Genomic DNA, 19,150 nt, shown 5'->3' with positions numbered 1-19,150 from the left:
AAGGGGTCAGGTCTACGCAATTGACGAAATGAAAAATAGGGGCAGCGACCTGTTTTGAGTAGATTAGACTTTAACGGGTTGATAGAGGAGTGAAAGAGGGTTTTAAAATCCGGTTGATCCTGTAAATCCTGTCAAAAGAAAAAAGATTTAAAAGACTTGTTTTAGACGGGATTAACGGGATTTACAGGATTAAGAGCGAAAGATAAAAGAATTTTTTAGGGTTTTAAAATCCAGTGAATCCGGTCAAAGAATAAGGGGTCAGGTCTACGCAATTGACGAAATGAAAAATAGGGACAGCGACCTGTTTTGAGTAGATTAGACTTTTGCGGGTTGATAGAGGAGTGAAAGAGGGTTTTAAAATCCGGTTGATCCTGTAAATCCTGTCAAAAGAAAAAAGATTTAAAAGACTTTATTTTAGACCCCGTTAATAGATTTAACGGGGCAGGTGGGATAAAGATCAAAAAAGATAGCCACAGTACCTACGGGGCATAAAAGGTCACAGAGGCCTCAGAGAAAGAAAAAACTGTTTTTATTGTGATTTGAGGGGAGAATAAAATATGAGAAAAATAAACCTTAACATATGCCTGCTATTTGCAATGTTGGCGGCACTCTGTTTCCCGGCATTAGTTTCGGCAGGCAAGGCTACCTACAAATACGACGCCTACGATCGACTAAATAAGGTTAATCACGAGAACGGCCCCTCAGTTATTTACTTGTATGATGATAAAGGTAATACAATCAAACGGACAGTTACAGAAGGTAATGTTCTTAATCTCATTTTGGAAAATGATGCAGGTGATTATGAGAGTGCAGTGACCATGGATCCTCCCGGAAGTCAATGTGGCAATGAATATTACTGTTTTGGAAATGTTTCAACAGTGACACTTACCGTTGCTCCTCATATGGGATATGATTTTGTTTCATGGTCTAATTCGTGTGGAACTTCTCCCACATGTACGATCAACCTCGATGGCCTTTATAGTCTAACGGCTCATCTTACAATAAAAAATTTTGATGTAGATACAAATACCGGGCCTTCGGGAACAATCTATCCATCGATCCTTCAGACGGTTGATTACAGGAGTGTTTTAACTTATGAAATTACACCGGAAGACGGGTATGAACCTACCCTGATCGATGGCTGTGGCATTCACCATGTCTCAGGAAATATCTACTCGACTGCACCTATTACTTCCCATTGCACCGTATCAGTTTTTTTTGATATCAAGTCTCATACGGTAATAACTGAATCAGGTCCCGGTGGCGCCATTAATCCTGAGACATCTCAGGAAGTCTATGAAGGTACTGCGCTGGAGTTTGACGTGTTGCCTGATGCGGGCTATATAATTACCTCCGTTAGCGCTGAGGGCTGCGGTTTTTCCAATGTGTCGGGGAGTACTTACACGACATTGCCCATTATGAGAGATTGTACGATAACGGCCCTCTTTGAGGACCCGATGCCGACAGGTTTGACGGCCACCTTAGATGGTTCGAGAAATGTTAATTTGGCCTGGACCGACAACTCAAGCAAAGAAACAGGCTATAAGGTAGAGCGGAAGCAAGGTGTCGGAGGGACCTATTATGAAATAGCGTCTCTTGCCGCTAACGCTACCAGCTATAGTGACAACAATCTATTCACAGGAGAGACTTATTACTACCGGGTGAGTGCTTTTAATGCATCCGGTGAATGGGCCGGCAATGAAGCAAACGCGACAATAGCGTCAGGGCCGGATGTTTTTGTAAATGCCACCAGCAGCTGCACAAGCGGCTGCGGTTCAGAGGCGTCGCCCTATCAAACGATCCAGGCGGGGGTAAATGGCGTAGGTGTTGGTGATCGCGTGATTGTAAAAGCGGGAACGTACAATGAGCAGGTACGCATAACGAAATCACTGATCCTGACATCGACGGAGAATGCAATTGTGCTGTCTACGAGCGGCAGTTATAACACTGCAATAGATATAAACAGCGCCAATGTGGTTGTCAGCGGTTTAACGATCAGACCGGGCCAGGGTCTCCATGGAATTATTGTGAGGTCGCCTGCCAAATACTGTGAAATAACAGGAAATATAATAGAAGATAATTCCTACGGGATTGTTGCATATTTCGCTACAAGTTCGGCAGGAAGTATTATTTCGGACAACATTATCAGGAATAACGGGTATGGCATTTCGATGAATAATACAGCAGGTGCAGTTGTTATGAGCGGCAATGAGATAAGCGGTAATACGTTGAGCGGTATATCCTTTGCGTCAGCAAGTTATCCGGATGTTTTAATCACAGAGAATATGTTCAGCAATAACGCCGCAGCCATATCCAACGCCCAGGCAGGCATAAGCATTTATCACAATAATTTTATAGATAATAGCAGCCAGGTAAGCAATGCGTCGGCTCAGTGGCATAATGGCTATCCTGATGGAGGAAACTACTGGTCCAACTACAGCGGAGTGGATAATTATTCCGGTGCCGGTCAGGATGTGTCTGGAAGTGACGGCATACTGGATGCGGCCTACGGTCAGGACCTCTATCCCTTTGGCGCTATCAATGCCTGGAATCCGGTATTGGAGAACTATTCCGTGACCTATGTGTGGGGTACGGGTGGGTCAATATCACCGGGGACGCCCGATATTGTGAACTCTGGTTTTGTGGTAAGCTTTGATGTAATTCCTGATGCGAGCCATATTATCGACTCTGTTATGGGGGAGGGCTGCAATATTTACTATGATACAGGAGATACCTATGAGACCGCACCGATTACGAGAGATTGTAAGGTAACGGCATTATTCCAGTGTATAACAGAGACTGTAAGAATTGCCGGTTCACCTTCGACTGCTTATACTTCTGTGCAGGCGGCATATGATGGGGCGGTTGATGGAGATATCATTCAAACCCGGGTGGTGAATATAACTGAAAGCGTTAACTTCAACAGAAACATCAGTGTGACCCTGGAGGGTGGTTATGGTTGTAACTTTGATACCATTTCAGGCATTACTACGATTATTGGCAATATGACGCTGAGTGATGGGACTGTAACGACCGAAAATATTGAAACCTCGCCTTAATGGCGACAACTTTTCTAATTATTCAAATGAATATGAAATTAAAGGCTTAATATGAAGGAGGAGTCATGAAGAAGCTTATATTAATATACACGGTGGTGATGCTGATGGTCTATGCACAGGCCTATGCAGCGGGGGATTTAATCGTTAACGGAAATATCAAAACCAGTATTTCCGATTGTGACAGCCTGGATACGGATGCCAGTGGAAATATTGTTTGCGGGACTGACGATACGGGCACAAAGATATATAATGAGACGCGGACATTGCCTACAGTTGTCGATGAGTATGTAGAGATCGGGAGATTTCATAAGCCTTCCGTCGGGCAAAATCTAAAAGTCAATGTGGCTATCTCCGGTGGTTTCTCCGTTTCGAAGCAGTATCTGATAGCTACACAGTACAACCAGGAAGGAGGCCAGTGGCGTGAAGTACTGCCCATTGTCAGCACAGGTGCCTATAGCGGTAACGACTTTAGTCTTCAGGTACAGGTGCAATCATACCAGGTGTTCCTTCAACTGCGTCGCTCGAGCGGTTCGGCTGCCGGGACTGCCAACATAACTATAGAGTCTATGGGTGGCGATTCGGTCACATTCACTGCTTTATCGGGAACAGGTACGACGACTGAACAGCCGGTTTTTGAAGGGACGCAGTTGACACAGGTAGACGGCAAGCTAGGCATCGGGACGACGAGTCCGACGGAGGCGCTGGACGTGGTTGGTAATGTGACCGCAACGGGTAATGTGACTGCTGATGCAATTTGTCTAAATGGCGACTGCCTAACTCACTGGAATGAACAAGTATATAATGAGACGCGGACATTGCCGACAGTCGTCGATGAGTATGTAGAAATTGGTAGAGTTCATAAGCCTTCCGCCGGGCAAAATCTAAAAGTCAATGTGGTTATCTCCGGTGGTTTCTCCGTTTCGAAGCAGTATCTGATACCTACACAGTACCACCAGACAGGAGGCCAGTGGCGTGAGGTCCTGCCCATTGTCAGCACAGGTGCCTATAGCGGTAACGACTTTAGTCTTCAGGTACGGGTGCACTCATACCAGGTGTTCCTTCAACTGCGTCGCTCGAGCGGTTCTACTACCGGGACTGCCAACATAACTATAGCGTATATGGGTGACGGTTCGGTCACATTCACTGCTTTATCGGGAACAGGTACAACGACTGAACAGCCGGTTTTTGAAGGGACGCAGTTGACACAGGTAGACGGCAAGATAGGCATCGGGACGACGAGTCCGACGGAGGCGCTGGACGTGGTTGGTAATGTGACTGCGACGGGTGATGTGACTGCTGATGCAATTTGTCTAAATGGCGACTGCCTAACTCACTGGAATGAACAGGTATATAATGAGACGCGGACATTACCGACAGTCATCGATGAGTATGTAGAGATTGGTAAGGTTCATAAGCCTTCCGCCGGGCAAAATCTAAAAGTCAATGTGGTTATCTCCGGTGGTTTCTCCGTTTCGAAGCAGTATCTGATAGCTACACAGTACAACCAGGAAGGAGGCCAGTGGCGTGAGGTACTGCCCATTGTCAGCACAGGTGCCTATAGCGGTAACGACTTTAGTCTTCAGGTACGGGTGCAATCATACCAGGTGTTCCTTCAACTGCGTCGCTCGAGCGGTTCTACTACCGGGACTGCCAACATAACTATAGCGTATATGGGTGGCGATTCGGTCACATTCACTGCTTTATCGGGAACAGGTACGACGACTGAACAGCCGGTTTTTGAAGGGACGCAGTTGACACAGGTAGACGGCAAGATAGGCATCGGGACGACGAGTCCAACGGAAGCGCTGGACGTGGTTGGTAATGTGACTGCGACGGGTAACGTAACTGCTGCTGCCTTTGTGGGTGACGGTTCGGGATTGACAAGTATTTCATCTGCTTCTCTTCCCTCTGATGTTGCCCTTAAAAATGGCACTGCTGATCAGGATTTTGATTCGGGGACGCTTTACATCGATGTGGTCAATAACAGGGTTGGTATTGGTACGACAACCCCCAACCATAAGCTCCAGGTAGCGGGTTTGATCAATTTTGATCCTGCTAATTATTCCACTTTAATCGGTGCGGGTGCAGGGGCGAGTCTTCAGTCAGATGGAATGAAGAATACCGCCGTAGGGAGGCTGGCCTTGTATGCAACTACATCGGGCACTGATAATACTGCTGTCGGAATTGACGCTTTAAGAGATAATACTATAGGAAATTATAATACGGCAACTGGTAGCGGCGCCTTGCGCTCAAATACCACGGGAGGCGGCAATACGGCAAATGGGCTTATTGCACTGGTTTACAATACGACCGGTAGCAATAATACGGCTACCGGAGCGAGCGCTTTATTTAACAATACCATTGGTAATAACAATACTGCTAACGGGAGTAGCGCTCTTGCGCATAATATAGACGGAAATAATAATACGGCCATTGGTAAGAACGCTATAAGTGTAAATAAAAGCGGGAACGAAAATACAGCCAGTGGTTATTACGCTCTTCGCTCCAATGACAGTGGAAATAATAATACCGCAACCGGTGTAAATAGCCTTTATAATACTAAAGGTTCCAACAATACGGCATACGGCCATTCCGCCGGTTATAATAATATTTCCGGTACAGGGAATGTTTTTCTTGGTTACCTGGCCGGTTATAACGAAATAAAATCCAACAAGCTTTACATAGAAAATACCTCTACCTCCACCCCCCTCATCGGTGGTGACTTTGCCGCCGATGAAGTCTACCTGAATGGTGATGTCGGTATCGGGACTATGGCTCCGTCGGAAAAGCTGGATGTGGCCGGTACGGTAAAAGCCACGGCATTTATCGGAGATGGTTCGGGTCTGACTGGTCTGCCGACAGGTTCTGTGTTCTCAGAGGGCGGAACTTTCGCTTTCTACACAAGTGGAAATGTTGGTATAGGGACGTCTGCTCCAACAGAGAAGCTGGATGTTGCCGGAACGGTTAAGGCAACGGCCTTTGTCGGCGATGGCGCGGGCCTGACTAACCTTCCTTCCAACGGCGCCTTCATAGACGGTGGAACATTTGCCTCCTATACAAGCGGTAACATAGCCATCGGGCTGGCAACTCCGAAGGACGGCTATCAGGTTTCTATCATGGGTACGACCGTTGCTGAAGATCTGGGTGTAGACTATCAGCGTGGATTATCTGTAGAGGTTGCGCCGGATGCATCCAAATGGACCTTGACCAGCAACCATGTAAGCGGCATCGATACGAATGTCGTTGCAGATGGTAAGCTGGGAAATGAAATCCTGGAGACTCAGGTTGGCATCAACATCAAATACGGTGCCGGTGCAACCGCTTCGCCGGTTTCGGTCGTGCAAAATGCCTATGGCCTGAAGGTCGATGCTGACCATGGAGGTGGTCAGATAGATAACAGTTACGGTATTTATATTGGCACCCCCGTGCCGGGTGGAACTGTGACCAATAAATGGGCGCTTTACCAGGCCGATGCTGCAACGGGAAGCTATTTTGCCGGAAATGTGGGGGTAGGCGTTGAGGCTCCTGCTTATAATCTTGATGTCGCTGGTGACATCAATGCCAGCGGTGAGGTAAGGGCAAACACGATTCCTTTAACCTCTGATATTCGTTACAAGAAAAATGTGCGTAAACTGGATGACGCTCTTGCGCAGATAGTTAAACTTCGCGGTGTCAGCTATAACTGGAATGTAAAAGAATTTCCTCATAAAAAGTTTGATGATAAACAGCAGATCGGTTTTATTGCCCAGGAAGTGGAAGCAGTTTATCCTGAACTGGTATATACAGGGAAAGACGGGTACAAGGCCGTCGATTACGCACGCCTCATGCCTGCAATTGTCGAAGCGATCAAAGCACAGCAAAAGGAGATAGAGCGCCTGAAGGCAGAGAACGTATCACTTAAGGCTAAAAATGTTACCATGGAAGACAGGCTTGCTGAGATGGAAATGATGAAGCTTCGTATGGCCCAAATTGAAGCAACTCTGGCCAAGAATGGGCCATTAGCAACTATTCAGGGCAAAGCGGTTGACAAATGACATAGGAGAGAATGGACAGATAACGTTGGGAGGGAAAGAAAAGAAGACAATATTCAGGCGCAGGAAAGACAGTGCGGCCTGGCGCCATTAGATTAATGGAGTCATTCGCTTTTATTACAGCCCCGTAAATCTTGCTGACGGCGCCTCCCCTTTTTCAAAAAGCCATGATAAAGAGGGTCTGGTTCAAATGAGCCGGGCCCTCTTTTTTTGTTGTCATATAGGTTTGTTGAAAGTCTTTCTTCCCTTCCTTCTTTCCCTTGACATCATCCCCTCTTTTCTTCAAAATAGCGCATACATAAAATAACCTGTGTAAGGAGTAATTTAGCATGGTAAAAGCTGCTGTAACTGGTGCGGCGGGCAGGATGGGCGCCAGGATAATAAGTGTAATCGGTGATACGGAAGGGATAGAACTTGTAGGTGCTATCGAGCATGATGAACATTATGCATTGGGCAAGGATGCAGGCGAGGTTGCCGGTGTTGGTAATTTAGGGGTAGAAATATCCTCTGATATCAATGCTGTAATGAAAGAGGCTGATGTCATCATAGACTTTACCTTTCCCGACGTAACCATAGAGAATCTGGTTGCTGTGAGCAAGCATAAAAAGGCGGCTGTTATCGGAAGTACAGGTTTTACAGCTTCCGAAATGGAAGAAGTGAAAAAAAATGCTGCTAATATTCCCTGCATTATCGCACCTAATATGAGTATGGGGGTCAACCTTATGCTGAAACTTGTGGCGGAGGCTGCACGGGCTCTCGGCAGTGACTTCGATATGGAGATGGTTGAGACTCATCACAAGCTTAAAAAAGATGCGCCCAGCGGGACGGCTATGAAGCTGGCTGAAGTAGCGGCAGAGTCGGTGGGAAGAAGCTTGTCGGAAGTAGGCGTTTTTGAACGTCACGGTATGATAGGAGCGAGAAGCAAAGAAGAAATTGGAGTTCAGACGCTTAGAGGGGGTGACGTAGTGGGTGATCATACGGTATACTTTTATGGTACCGGTGAAAGGCTGGAAATAACCCACAGGGCAACAAGCAGGGATACTTTTGCAAGCGGTGCCGTTAAAGGCGCGCTTTGGCTTGTCGGGAAAGCGCCGGGGATTTATGACATGCAGGATGTACTTGGACTTAAGTAAAGGATTGAATAATGTCACTTGTTAAAGATATTAAAAAAAAAATGGAGGAATTTGAAGCTGACGGCAGACATTGCATGGGAATTCATCTTACCTCTGAGATGGCTGCCGAGGTGAGGAAGGAACTTCAATATCTTTACGGAAAGGATTTAGGTATTCCCACGCTCCTTTTCGGCAGGGAAATTCTTTCCGTCGATGCAACGGAACTTAGTTTCGAGGAATAGTTAAAAAACGTTAAAGAGGGGGATGTTATGCAAAAAAGATGGTTGCTCATATTTTTGGTAAGTTTTTTCTTTAGTCAGAACGTCTTTGCCGTTGATCTTTTTCCGCTTTTTTTGCCCAAGACGGGGGACAAGACCCTCGATTCCATGCTGGATAAGATAAACGATAAGGCAAAAAGCGATATTAACACCTTTATTAAAAGCATGAGTACTCTGGGCAAAGTCCATGAAGCCAGTCTAAGGCTCCTCCTTGACAGGGACAAATTTGCTCCCGGTGACATCTATATGGCCGTTCGCTTATCTGTTCTCTCGGGCAAACCTTTTGATTTCGTGGTTACGCAGTACAAAGCCAACAGGGGGCAGGGTTGGGGAGTTATGGCGAAAAGACTCGGCATAAAGCCGGGTTCCAGAGCCTTTCATGAGTTAAAAAATGAGGCCAAAAACATGGCGGGAGGATCGAAAGGCAAAGGGAAGGTCAAAAAAGGCGGGAAGCGGAATAAGGGCAAGGGTAAAGGCAAGAATAAGTAGAGATTTCAATGATTTGATTTCTTAATATAAAAATGACGGCTAATCCTCATGGTGAAGCGATTGCGAAGAAATTTGATGATTAATTAGCCCGGAACAGGGGGAGACTCAGTGCTCTTGGTGGCTTTGCGAAATAATCATCATTTTTTCTTCCCTGCTGAACTGTCCTTATCCCTCCCCTTTAAAACCTTTTCCCTTGCACCCTTTCGGGGCTTTTAGTTATACTTCTAGCATTCTAAATAATATTTGCACAATTAAGGAGTTTTAGATGTACTTTCCAGAATACAGGCCAAGAAGACTGAGGAAAAATGAGAACTTAAGGCGCATGGTGAGGGAGACTTCTCTTGCTGCAGATGATCTCATTCTGCCTCTTTTTGTGACCTTCGGTAAGAACAAAAAGAATGAAATTTCATCAATGCCGGGGCAATTTCAGCTTTCCCTTGATCATCTTGCAAAAGAGGCCAAAGAAATTTATGACCTCGGTATTCCCGCTGTTATTCTCTTCGGCATTCCAGAGCATAAGGACGAGCTTGGAACCGATGCTTATTCTGATAAAGGAATCGTTCAGCAGGCCATCAGGGAAATTAAAAACAAGGTGCCAGACCTTACCGTTATTACCGATGTATGCCTTTGTGAGTTTACCTCCCATGGTCATTGCGGCTTTATTGAAAAGGGTGATGTCGATAATGATCAGACTGTCGATCTGCTGGCAAGAGAAGCTGTCTCTCATGCCAAGGCCGGGGCCGATATGGTTGCGCCATCGGATATGATGGATGGCCGTGTGGCGGCCATCAGGGAAGCCCTCGATGAGAACGGTTATGACAATATTCCCATCATGTCCTATGCAGCCAAGTATTCATCGGCATTTTACGGGCCTTTCAGGGAGGCTGCCGAGTCGACGCCTCAATTTGGCGACAGGCGCTCTTACCAGATGGACCCTGCCAATACTAATGAAGCACTAAGAGAGGTTGAACTCGACATTGAAGAAGGCGCCGATATTATTATGGTAAAACCTGCCCTTCCTTATCTCGATATCATCAGGCGTATCAAAGATGAATTTGATCATCCCATTGCTGCCTACAATGTAAGTGGTGAATATGCCATGACGAAGGCCGCTGAGAAAATGGGCTGGATTGACGGGGAAAAGGTGATGATGGAAACCTTGCTCAGTATCAAGCGGGCCGGGGCCGATCTAATTCTAACCTATTTTGCCAAGGATGCAGCAAGAGTGCTAAACCGATAGAAGGATGATCACGTACAAGGTAGTTGAACTGGCAACGGTCACCGATGAGGACATTGAAGAAGTACTCAATGAATGGACGGCCGAAGGCTGGGATTTTGAAGGGATCCATTTTGCGATGAAAGACTCATCCAAAAGACCTGCCATGGCATTTATTACCTTTACGAAAAGTGAGGGAAAGGATGATTAACAGGAATTCTTTTATTCTTAATCGTTACATAGCCCGGTTTATCGATATACTCATCGCCTGGGCCATGGCGCTTGTTATCCCTCCTGTCGGTCCGCTGGCAGGTCTTCTTTATATCTTCATTGCTGACGGGTTTAAGGAGGGGCAAAGCCCGGGAAAGAGGCTCATCGGCCTGAAAGTTGTTCACAGGGCCACTTTAACGCCCATATCTTTTAAAGAATCACTCATCAGAAATATTCCCTTTGCCATTGCCTACTTCTTTTTTATTATTCCTTTTCTTGGTTGGTTTCTCTTTGTTGTTGTAGGCATTCCCATCCTTCTCTTTGAGTGCTACTTTGTATGTGAAGCGGAGCAAGGCATGAGGGTGGGAGATGTTATGGCTGATACGGTTGTTGTTGAAGCTTAGATTTATATAAGATCCCTTCGTGTTGTATAATCTCCCCTCAGATGTCTTTAGTATTATTCATTAAAGGTTTGTAATTTCAGTTTTTTCAGGATGACCATTGGACAAGCAAGTAATTGATAAATTAATGAAAATAACAGGCCATAAGCATCTTACCACTGAAGAGGAAGAGCTTATCTGTTATTCCTACGATGCAACAGGGCAGGAATTTCTTCCCGAGGCCGTTGTTTTTCCGGGAACGGTTGAGGAAATATCGGAAATTATGAAGCTTGCAACGGCTGACGGGTTTTCCGTTGTGCCGAGAGGGGCGGGGTCAGGTTTTGTGGGAGGTGCGCTCCCTGTGCAGGGTGGCCTTGTCATGTCTCTCAAGAGGCTTAATAAAATATTGGAAATAGACAGGGAAAATATGACGGCCCTTGTCGAGCCGGGTGTTGTAACAGGACATTTGCAAAAAGAAGTGGAGGCGCTTGACCTTTTTTATCCACCCGATCCTTCGAGTTTAAAATTTTGTACATTGGGTGGTAACGTGGCAATGGGTTCAGGGGGGCCGAGGGCGGTCAAGTACGGTGTTACCCGTGATTACGTGATGGGCCTGGAAGTGGTGCTTCCTACGGGAGAGATCATCGCTGCGGGAACGAAGGCGGCCAAGGGTGTTGTCGGTTATGATCTGACAAGGCTTATGGTCGGCTCCGAGGGGACCCTTGGTATTGTAACTAAAATACTGCTCAAACTCATTCCCAAACCGAAGGGAAAGGTGACACTGCTCGCTGAATTTCCGGGCGCCCTTGAAGCGGGCAGGGCAGTAAGCGCCATTATGGCTTCCGGGGTGATTCCTTCGGTGCTTGAATTTATAGACAATTCTACCCTGAAATGTGTCAGAGGAGACCTTAACGACCCTCCTTCCGGGGAGGTGAAAGCCATTCTCCTCATTGAAGCAGATGGTTCCGGAACGGTTATTGCGGAGGATTCTCTTGTTATTGAGGGGCTTTGCAAGGAGCAGGGAGCCGTCAGGATAAAGAAGAGCAGTGAAAAAAAGGAGTCTGAACAGCTCTGGGCAACGAGAAGGGCTATTTCACCATCGCTATATAAATTAGCAACGAAAAAGATTAATGAAGACATTGCTGTTCCCAGAAACAAGGTGCCGGAACTTATTGAACGTCTGGAGAAGATTGCCCATAAGCATAATGTTGTTATGGCAAACTTCGGTCATGCCGGAGACGGGAATATTCATGTCAATATAATGATAAACAAGGGGAATAGAGAGGAAGAGAAGCGGGGGGAAGAGGCTGTGAAGGAGGTCTTTAAAACGGCGCTCCAACTGAATGGCACTATTTCAGGAGAGCATGGCGTGGGAATCAGCAAGCAGCCCTACATAGCAATGGAACTCTCTCAACGAGAGATAGCGTTGATGGAAGGAATCAAAAAGGTCTTCGATCCTTCAAATATACTGAATCCGGGAAAGATCTTTCCCGCAAAGGGTTTCAAAAATGACGAGTGACAAAAAAAGATTGCAGCAACTGGATAGAAAGCATATATGGCATCCTTTTACCCAAATGAAGGAATGGGAAGAAGAAGAGCCTCTTGTTATAGCCTCCGGTGAAGGAAGCTATCTCATTGATGTCGATGGAAACCGTTATCTTGACGGAGTGTCATCGCTGTGGGTTACCGTCCACGGACACAGGAAGGGGAAGCTCGATGAGGCGGTAAAAAGCCAGCTCCATAAAATAGCCCACTCTACCTTGCTTGGACTTTCCAATATTCCCGCTGTCGAACTTGCTGAAAAACTCCTTCAAATATCACCGGAAGGCCTGTCAAGAGTTTTTTATTCCGACAGTGGTTCAACGGCCGTCGAAATTGCTCTGAAAATGGCTTTTCAGTACCGACAGCTAAAGGGCCAGAAATCAAAGACCCGATTCATAGCCCTTAAAGAAGCTTATCATGGTGATACTATCGGTTCCGTCAGTGTAGGAGGGATGGAACTTTTTCATGACATATTCAGGCCGCTCCTTTTTGATGCTCATAGAGTAATGACACCTTTTTGTTATCGCTGTGAAAAGGGACTGAGTTATCCCTCCTGCAAAATTGCCTGTCTCGGTGACGTTGAAAAGCTGATGAAGAAAGAGCATGAAAATGTTGCCGCTATGCTTGTTGAACCTTTGGTTCAGGGGGCGGCAGGCATGATCGTTCATCCTGAAGGTTACCTGAAGGGCTTGAGGGAGCTTTGCGACCGTTTCGATATTCATCTTATTCTGGATGAAGTAGCAACGGGTTTTGGCAGAACAGGCAGAATGTTTGCTTCAGTTCATGAAGAGGTCCGTCCCGATATAATGGCTGTTGCCAAGGGGATTACCGGCGGCTATCTTCCCCTTGCCGCTACCGTTACGACGGAGGAGATCTACAATGCTTTTAAAGGTGAGTACGGGGAACTTAAAACTTTTTTTCATGGTCATACCTATACGGGAAATCCTCTTGCCTGTGCTGCTGCTATTGCGAATATTGATCTTTTCGAGCAGGAAGAGACCATTAAAAATATGCAGGATAAGGTAAGTTACCTGGCAGCCGGTTTAAAAAGGTTTCATTCTTTACACCATGTCGGTGATGTAAGACAAAAGGGTTTCATGGTTGGCATTGAACTTGTTGAAGATAAGGAGAGTAAAAAACCTTATCCCTTTGAGATGAAAATGGGGCACCGGGTTATTATGGAAGCGAGAAAATCGGGTGTTATTATCAGGCCCCTTGGGAATGTGGTTGTTCTTATGCCGCCTTTATCTATAACAGCGGATGAAATAGATAAGCTCCTTAATGTTGTTTATATGTCAATAGAGAGAGCTACAGCAGAGTAAATGGAGGTAAAAAATGGAAGGACAGGTAAGGATTGCAATTGTCGGGCTGGGCAGAGTAGGGAGCACATTTATAAGAAAACTCAAGAAGTTCGAAAATAGTGGTATTTCTATTGTGGCTGTTTTAGAAAAAAATGATACGTCTCCCGGCCTTGATTATGCAAAGGATAAAGGTATTCCCATTTGTTGCGATGAAAATGAGATCATTGATATGGGTGATAATATAGATATTATCTTTAATCTTACGGGGAATATGATTGTTGAAAGGAACATGAAGCTTGCCCAGGTAAAAATGGGAAACTCGCATACGGTAATCGTGTCCCGGCTTGTGGCTGAACTCATGTGGAGACTCATTACCGATGAGACTCTGCCGGAACATACAAATATTATTGATGGATAAATCAGGAAAAAAGAAAAGTGTTTTTCTCCCCTGATTTTCTATGCGTACCTTTTTAAAGCTTTCCATAAGTCCAATTGACAATTCCTTTTCTACCGAGTAGAATTTAGACCATTCTTAAAGGACCGGGTTTATATGCAAACAAAAAAAATACTCATCGTTGATGACGTCAAATTCTTTATAGAACTGCAAAAATCTTTCTTGAAAAGAACGAATTGCAGCATTTTAACGGCAAATGACGGTCATGAAGCCCTTAAAATTATTAAAGCGGAGCGCCCTGACCTCATTTTGTTGGATCTCTATATGCCTGAAATGAATGGTGATGAGTGTTGTAAACTCGTCAAGTCTGATCCCGAACTTAAACAGACGCCCATCATCATGGTGACAAAAGCCGGTGAAGAGGATGAAAAGGCCAAATGTCTTCTTGCGGGTTGTGACGAATTTGTAACTAAACCTATTAACAGGATGGAACTTCTCGGTAAGGTAAAAAACTTTCTTCATGTGCTGGTCAGGGAGCATGTAAGAGCGCCCATCAATACGGATGTAACCTTCCTTACCGATGGTGAAGAGCATACTTCCGCAATGCATGACATCAGTGAAGGAGGAATGTTTATCGTCTGTACTAAACCGCTGGATGTGGGTTCAGGGCTGGTGCTCAGGTTTAAACTTCCAAAGTCGGAAACCGTTTATGAGGCTGAAGGTGATGTCGTGAGGATAATAGAGGATAGCTCAGCCCTGCCGTCCCATATTATGCCTGGCATGGGAATAAAATTTTCGAAAATTCCTCTGGAGCTTAAAATGGCTATTGCAAACTATGTGAAAGAAGGAAGCAAGGGTAATTAAGCCGCAATTCTTTTCATTTCAGTGATAATGTCATTGTAATTACCTTTGCCGAAGATAGCTGAACCGGCAACAAAGACATCCGCTCCTGCTTCCCTTACACTTCTGATATTTTCAATCTTGATACCACCGTCCACTTCCAGCGCTACCTTGTCGAGGCCGCGCTTGTCCAGTTCTTTCCTTAGTGAAGCCACTTTTTTCAGTGATGATTCTATAAAGGATTGTCCTCCGAATCCCGGATTGACACTCATGACGAGAGCAAGGTCAATATCTTCCAGAAGACAGTCAATGGCTGTAAGCGGCGTCGATGGATTGAGTGAAACTCCCGCCTTTGCCCCTGTTTCCTTTATCATGGCTATGGCCCTGTTGAGATGAACCGAGGCCTCGGCATGAACGGTAATAATGTCACTGCCCGCTTTACCGAATTCGGGTATGTAGAATTCAGGTTTTTCAATCATCAGATGAACATCAAGGGGAAGTTTTGTTACTTTTTTAAGGGCAGCAACGATCAGGGGGCCAATGGTAATATTGGGTACGAAGTGGCCATCCATGATGTCTACATGTATGTAGTCTGCGCCTGCCTCTTCGACGGCTTTAACCTCTTCGCCGAGTCTTGTGAAATCGGCAGATAGAATGGAAGGCGCTATTTTAATTTTTTTCATGATTCTCCTTGAGGGGAACTTGTTTTATTATTTGAGGAAAGACTTGACCGCTTTGTCGAGCTTTTCCAGATCTACCCTGGTGTCGATACAGGGGCCCTCGGGCCGGCTATTGGGTATGCCGATAACAGGCAGGCCCGACGTGTCATGAATGCCGCTGAGCAGTTCTCTTTCGCAGGCAACACCTATAACGCCTGACGGTCGTTTCTCCTTGATGAGCGCTCTCGCCAGGTTGCCTCCCGTTGCTACAAAGGATTCGATTTTATTTTCTTCGCATATTCTTATAATGTCTGCAATGTCGCAAAGGCCGCAGTCCTTGCAGTTAGTAATATCTATCTCTACCTTTTGTTTGCATTTTGAATGTTGGATACAGCGGGGCAGAAGAATGAGAACGCTGTTGTTTTTGCCTCTCTTTCCGGCGGCCATGACGAGGGCATTGTTTACCTTGATAAAGGAACTGGCAATACGGTCCCGTGAGACACCAAAAAAGCCACCCAGTTTTACTGCCAGGGGAGTAATGAGAATTATAAGTGTTTTGTCCTTGCCTCCTTTGGTGAGGAAATCCGGTAAAAGGCGCTTTCCTGTGGTAACGGTTATGTAGGTAAGAAAGAGGCCGAGAGATGCAAAGATTATAAAGATTGCGCTTGCATAGGTCAGGAACTCCGGTGTTCGGTGGTGAATTTCCGAGAGTCGAGGTGCAATGAGGTAAAGGACAAAGAAGAGAATGGCTGACAGGAGAAAAAGCGCTCCTGTAGTGAAACGAAAGAAAAGGCCTGCACTTTCATCGAGTTCTGCCTCGTGAATGCTCAGGTCTTCATTGGCCCACTCCGTTCCCAGGTGCTTTTTTTCGTTCGAATCATGATCAGCGTGACCATGTCTGTGTCCTGCCGCTGCATGCTTCATTGCCCGAGTTTGTCTCCCACCCTGATTTGAACACCTCTTAGAAAATCGCCGCTGCTCATCCGTTTTTTTCCTTCCAGTTGCAGTTCTGTTATTTCAACGGAACCGGAACCTGCTGCAACTTCAAAATGATCTTTTGTCACAATGATTACTGTTCCCGCTTTTCCCCTGCCATCTTTTTTCCGTGCCTTGAAGATCTTCAGGCTTCTTCCGTTAATCGCCGTATGTGCCGTTGGCCAGGGGAGCAAGCCCCTTACCTTATTGATAATGACCTCTGCATCAGCATTCCAGTCGATGAGGCCATCTTCCTTTTTAAGCATGGGGGCATAGCTTGCAAGGGCATCATCCTGTTTTTCCCTCTTAATGGATTTGTTTTTAAGACCTTCTATTGTTTTTATTAAAAGCCTGGCTCCCTCTTTAGCAAGTTTATCATAAAGGGTGGCGGCGTCATCATTGCCTACGATGATTTCGCTTTTCAAAAGCATGTCTCCACTGTCGAGCCCCTCGTCGATGAGCATGGTTGTAACGCCTGTAGCCTTTTCCCCCTTGACAATGGCCCAGTTGATGGGGGCTGCTCCTCTGTAGGCCGGTAAAAGGGAAGCGTGAATATTAATGGCGCCCATGGGAGGAATATCTATTAATGCCTTGGGGAGGATCTGGCCGAAGGCAACAACGACAAAGATATCGGCCTTCATCTCTCTCATTTCTTCAATAAAATCCCCATCGCTTACTTTAAGTGGCTGAAAGGTTTTAAGATTATTTTCCAGCGCCAGTTCCTTGATGGGATTAAAAGAGATTTTTCTTCCTCTCCCCACCGGTCTGTCCGGCTGTGTAACGACTGCGAGAATGTCACACTCTGAATTGATGAGCGCCTTCAGGGCCGGAATGGAAAAAGCCGGTGTTCCCATGAAGATGGCTTTTAAGCCTTTTAGAGACATTAAAGGGGCGCCTTTTCTTTCCTGATCAGTTTTTTGAATTTGCGCTTGAATATGTCCCTTTTGACATTTCCAATCCTGTCAACAAAAAGAATGCCGTTTAAGTGATCAATCTCATGCTGAAAGGCGATAGCCAGCAGGCCGTCACATTGAAGTTCAATTTCTTCTCCCCTTTCGTTGAGACCGGTTACGGTAACCTTTTCAAATCTTTCCACCTGGGCAGTAAATTCAGGCACACTAAGGCAGCCCTCTTCAAAGGTCGTTTCTCCTGAAGATTCAATTATTTCGGGATTAATAAGCGCAACGGGATTTCCTTCTCCCTCTCTGTATTCAATATCTACAACGATAACACGTTTGAGAACGCCCACCTGGGGGGCCGCGAGGCCAATGCCAGGCGCATTGTACATGGTTTCAAACATATCGCTGATAAGGGTCTTTATCTCCAGATCGACTTCTTCGACTGGTTCCGATACTTTCTTAAGTCCCGGGTTAGGGTATTCAAGAATTTCAAGTATTGCCATAAGAGCTTCCTTTATGGAGTAGACCGGCGCAATGGAAAAGTGCGCTTTGACGATCATTTTCAGAACTGCTTATTATATAGATTTTAACAGCTTTTTTCAATCAGTAAAGGCCTGTCTGTCAAGGATAAAGAAATATTACATCATGTTGTAGGGATCAAAGTCAGCTATGACCTTTAATCTTCCGAAGTACTTCCCTTCCTCTTTTACTCTCTTCATTAATATTCTGGAAAATTGATGGATAGGCGCCGGGCTGGTGCTTCTTGCCAGCATTTGCCACCTCGACTTTCCCTTTAGTTTCGAAAGCGGCGCCGGAGCGGGCCCCAGAATATCAACCTGGGAAAGACCCGTTTTTTTCAGTATCTTTTCCGAAATTGCTTTTAGTCGAATAGCCCCTTTTTCAACCTTTTCCGCGTCGCTTCCCCATATTTTGAAATTAACAAGCCTCGCATAGGGGGGATAAGAGAGCGCCTTTCTTATAGACGTTTCCATGTCATAAAAGGTTTCACTATCTTTCTCCCCGCCATGAAGAATGGAATAATGGCCGGGATTAAATGTTTGAATGAGGACCTTCCCTTTTTTCTCTCCCCGTCCTGCTCTCCCTGCCACCTGGGTAAGGAGTTGATAGGTTCTTTCCGCTGCTCTGAAGTCGGGAATGTTTAGTGAAAGGTCGGCAAGGATGACACCCACAAGAGTAACACCGGGAAAATGGTGCCCCTTTGCAATCATCTGTGTTCCTACCAGAATATCATATTTCCCTTTCCCGAAATTGTGGAGCAGCTTGTCGAGTTCCCCCTTTCCCTTAATCGTATCCCTATCCATACGGGCTATTTTTGCACCTTGAAAAAGTTGAGCCAGACTTTCTTCTATCTGCTCTGTCCCCATGCCTACCCCCTTCACATTGAGGCCATTGCATGAAGGACAGGCAGGCAATGATGAATGGGTGTAGTCACAGTAATGGCAAATCAATTCATTTTTCGATTGATGCCATGTGAGAGAAACAGCGCAGTTGGGGCACTTAAAGTCCTGTCCGCAGTCGAAGCAAAGAACAAAAGGCGAAAAGCCCCGCCTGTTCAAAAAAAGGAGTGTCTGTTCTCCCTTTTCAAGGTTCTCCTTAATGAGAGATTTTAATCGGGGGGAGATCCAGTCCTTTTTATTTTTTTTCATGTCAATAATCTCAATATCCGGAAGGGGCATGTTATTTACTCTTTCAGGGAGAGTGAGGTGTGTTGATTTTCCTTCGCCTGCATTTTTGAGGCTTTCCA

General features: G+C 45.7%; 17 protein-coding genes. 12 read left to right on the top strand and 5 right to left on the bottom strand.

The window, feature by feature from the left end; genetic code table 11:
• Positions 1-557: 557 nt before the first annotated feature.
• From OEV42_18030 to OEV42_17975, 12 genes are all read left to right on the top strand, one after another.
• A complete protein-coding gene (locus OEV42_18030) occupies positions 558-3,059 on the top strand; it encodes a right-handed parallel beta-helix repeat-containing protein (protein MDH3976174.1) in 2,502 nt (833 codons plus the stop codon).
• Positions 3,060-3,124: 65 nt separating this feature from the next.
• Positions 3,125-7,093 (top strand): tail fiber domain-containing protein, encoded by a 3,969-nt coding sequence (locus tag OEV42_18025; protein ID MDH3976173.1) that lies wholly within the window; start codon positions 3,125-3,127, stop codon positions 7,091-7,093.
• 326 nt (positions 7,094-7,419) lie between these two features.
• The gene (dapB, locus tag OEV42_18020) at positions 7,420-8,223 is read left to right on the top strand and encodes a 4-hydroxy-tetrahydrodipicolinate reductase (GenBank protein ID MDH3976172.1); all 804 of its coding nucleotides are present in this window, start codon (positions 7,420-7,422) and stop codon (positions 8,221-8,223) included.
• A gap of 11 nt (positions 8,224-8,234) precedes the next feature.
• Positions 8,235-8,444, top strand: coding sequence for a hypothetical protein (locus OEV42_18015; GenBank protein MDH3976171.1), 210 nt, complete (start codon positions 8,235-8,237; stop codon positions 8,442-8,444).
• A 27-nt stretch (positions 8,445-8,471) separates the two neighbouring features.
• Entirely contained in the window at positions 8,472-8,969 is a 498-nt protein-coding gene (locus tag OEV42_18010) for a hypothetical protein (protein MDH3976170.1), read from the top strand.
• Positions 8,970-9,234: 265 nt separating this feature from the next.
• Positions 9,235-10,209, top strand: a complete 975-nt coding sequence (gene hemB, locus OEV42_18005; protein ID MDH3976169.1) for a porphobilinogen synthase — start codon at positions 9,235-9,237, stop codon at positions 10,207-10,209.
• A 4-nt stretch (positions 10,210-10,213) separates the two neighbouring features.
• Entirely contained in the window at positions 10,214-10,396 is a 183-nt protein-coding gene (locus OEV42_18000) for a DUF4177 domain-containing protein (protein ID MDH3976168.1), read from the top strand.
• Positions 10,389-10,799: an RDD family protein gene (locus OEV42_17995; GenBank protein MDH3976167.1), complete on the top strand. Its 411-nt coding sequence runs from the start codon at positions 10,389-10,391 to the stop codon at positions 10,797-10,799. Before OEV42_18000 ends, OEV42_17995 begins: the two co-directional genes overlap by 8 nt.
• A gap of 124 nt (positions 10,800-10,923) precedes the next feature.
• Entirely contained in the window at positions 10,924-12,294 is a 1,371-nt protein-coding gene (locus tag OEV42_17990; protein ID MDH3976166.1) for an FAD-binding protein, read from the top strand.
• Complete coding sequence (gene bioA / locus OEV42_17985) at positions 12,284-13,639, top strand: adenosylmethionine--8-amino-7-oxononanoate transaminase (protein MDH3976165.1); 1,356 nt, start codon at positions 12,284-12,286, stop codon at positions 13,637-13,639. Before OEV42_17990 ends, bioA begins: the two co-directional genes overlap by 11 nt.
• Positions 13,640-13,652: 13 nt before the next feature.
• The gene (locus OEV42_17980; GenBank protein MDH3976164.1) at positions 13,653-14,036 is read left to right on the top strand and encodes a Gfo/Idh/MocA family oxidoreductase; all 384 of its coding nucleotides are present in this window, start codon (positions 13,653-13,655) and stop codon (positions 14,034-14,036) included.
• A 132-nt stretch (positions 14,037-14,168) separates the two neighbouring features.
• Positions 14,169-14,876, top strand: coding sequence for a response regulator (locus OEV42_17975; GenBank protein ID MDH3976163.1), 708 nt, complete (start codon positions 14,169-14,171; stop codon positions 14,874-14,876).
• Here the strand turns inward: OEV42_17975 and rpe are convergent.
• From rpe to priA, 5 genes are all read right to left on the bottom strand, one after another.
• Positions 14,873-15,535: a ribulose-phosphate 3-epimerase gene (rpe, locus tag OEV42_17970; GenBank protein ID MDH3976162.1), complete on the bottom strand. Its 663-nt coding sequence runs from the start codon at positions 15,533-15,535 to the stop codon at positions 14,873-14,875. The two genes, OEV42_17975 and rpe, sit on opposite strands and share 4 nt — an antisense overlap.
• 27 nt (positions 15,536-15,562) lie before the next feature.
• Positions 15,563-16,435, bottom strand: a complete 873-nt coding sequence (locus OEV42_17965; protein ID MDH3976161.1) for a DUF116 domain-containing protein — start codon at positions 16,433-16,435, stop codon at positions 15,563-15,565.
• A complete protein-coding gene (gene fmt / locus OEV42_17960) occupies positions 16,432-17,370 on the bottom strand; it encodes a methionyl-tRNA formyltransferase (protein MDH3976160.1) in 939 nt (312 codons plus the stop codon). Before fmt ends, OEV42_17965 begins: the two co-directional genes overlap by 4 nt.
• Entirely contained in the window at positions 17,370-17,888 is a 519-nt protein-coding gene (gene def, locus OEV42_17955) for a peptide deformylase (protein ID MDH3976159.1), read from the bottom strand. Before def ends, fmt begins: the two co-directional genes overlap by 1 nt.
• 135 nt (positions 17,889-18,023) lie before the next feature.
• Positions 18,024-19,150: primosomal protein N' (gene priA, locus OEV42_17950; GenBank protein MDH3976158.1), on the bottom strand; the 1,127-nt coding region annotated here is incomplete at its 5' end.

The organism is Deltaproteobacteria bacterium (assembly GCA_029860075.1).
In the GTDB taxonomy this organism is placed as follows: Bacteria; Desulfobacterota; JADFVX01; order JADFVX01; family JADFVX01; genus JAOUBX01.
This window is presented reverse-complemented; position numbering and strand designations above follow the sequence as displayed.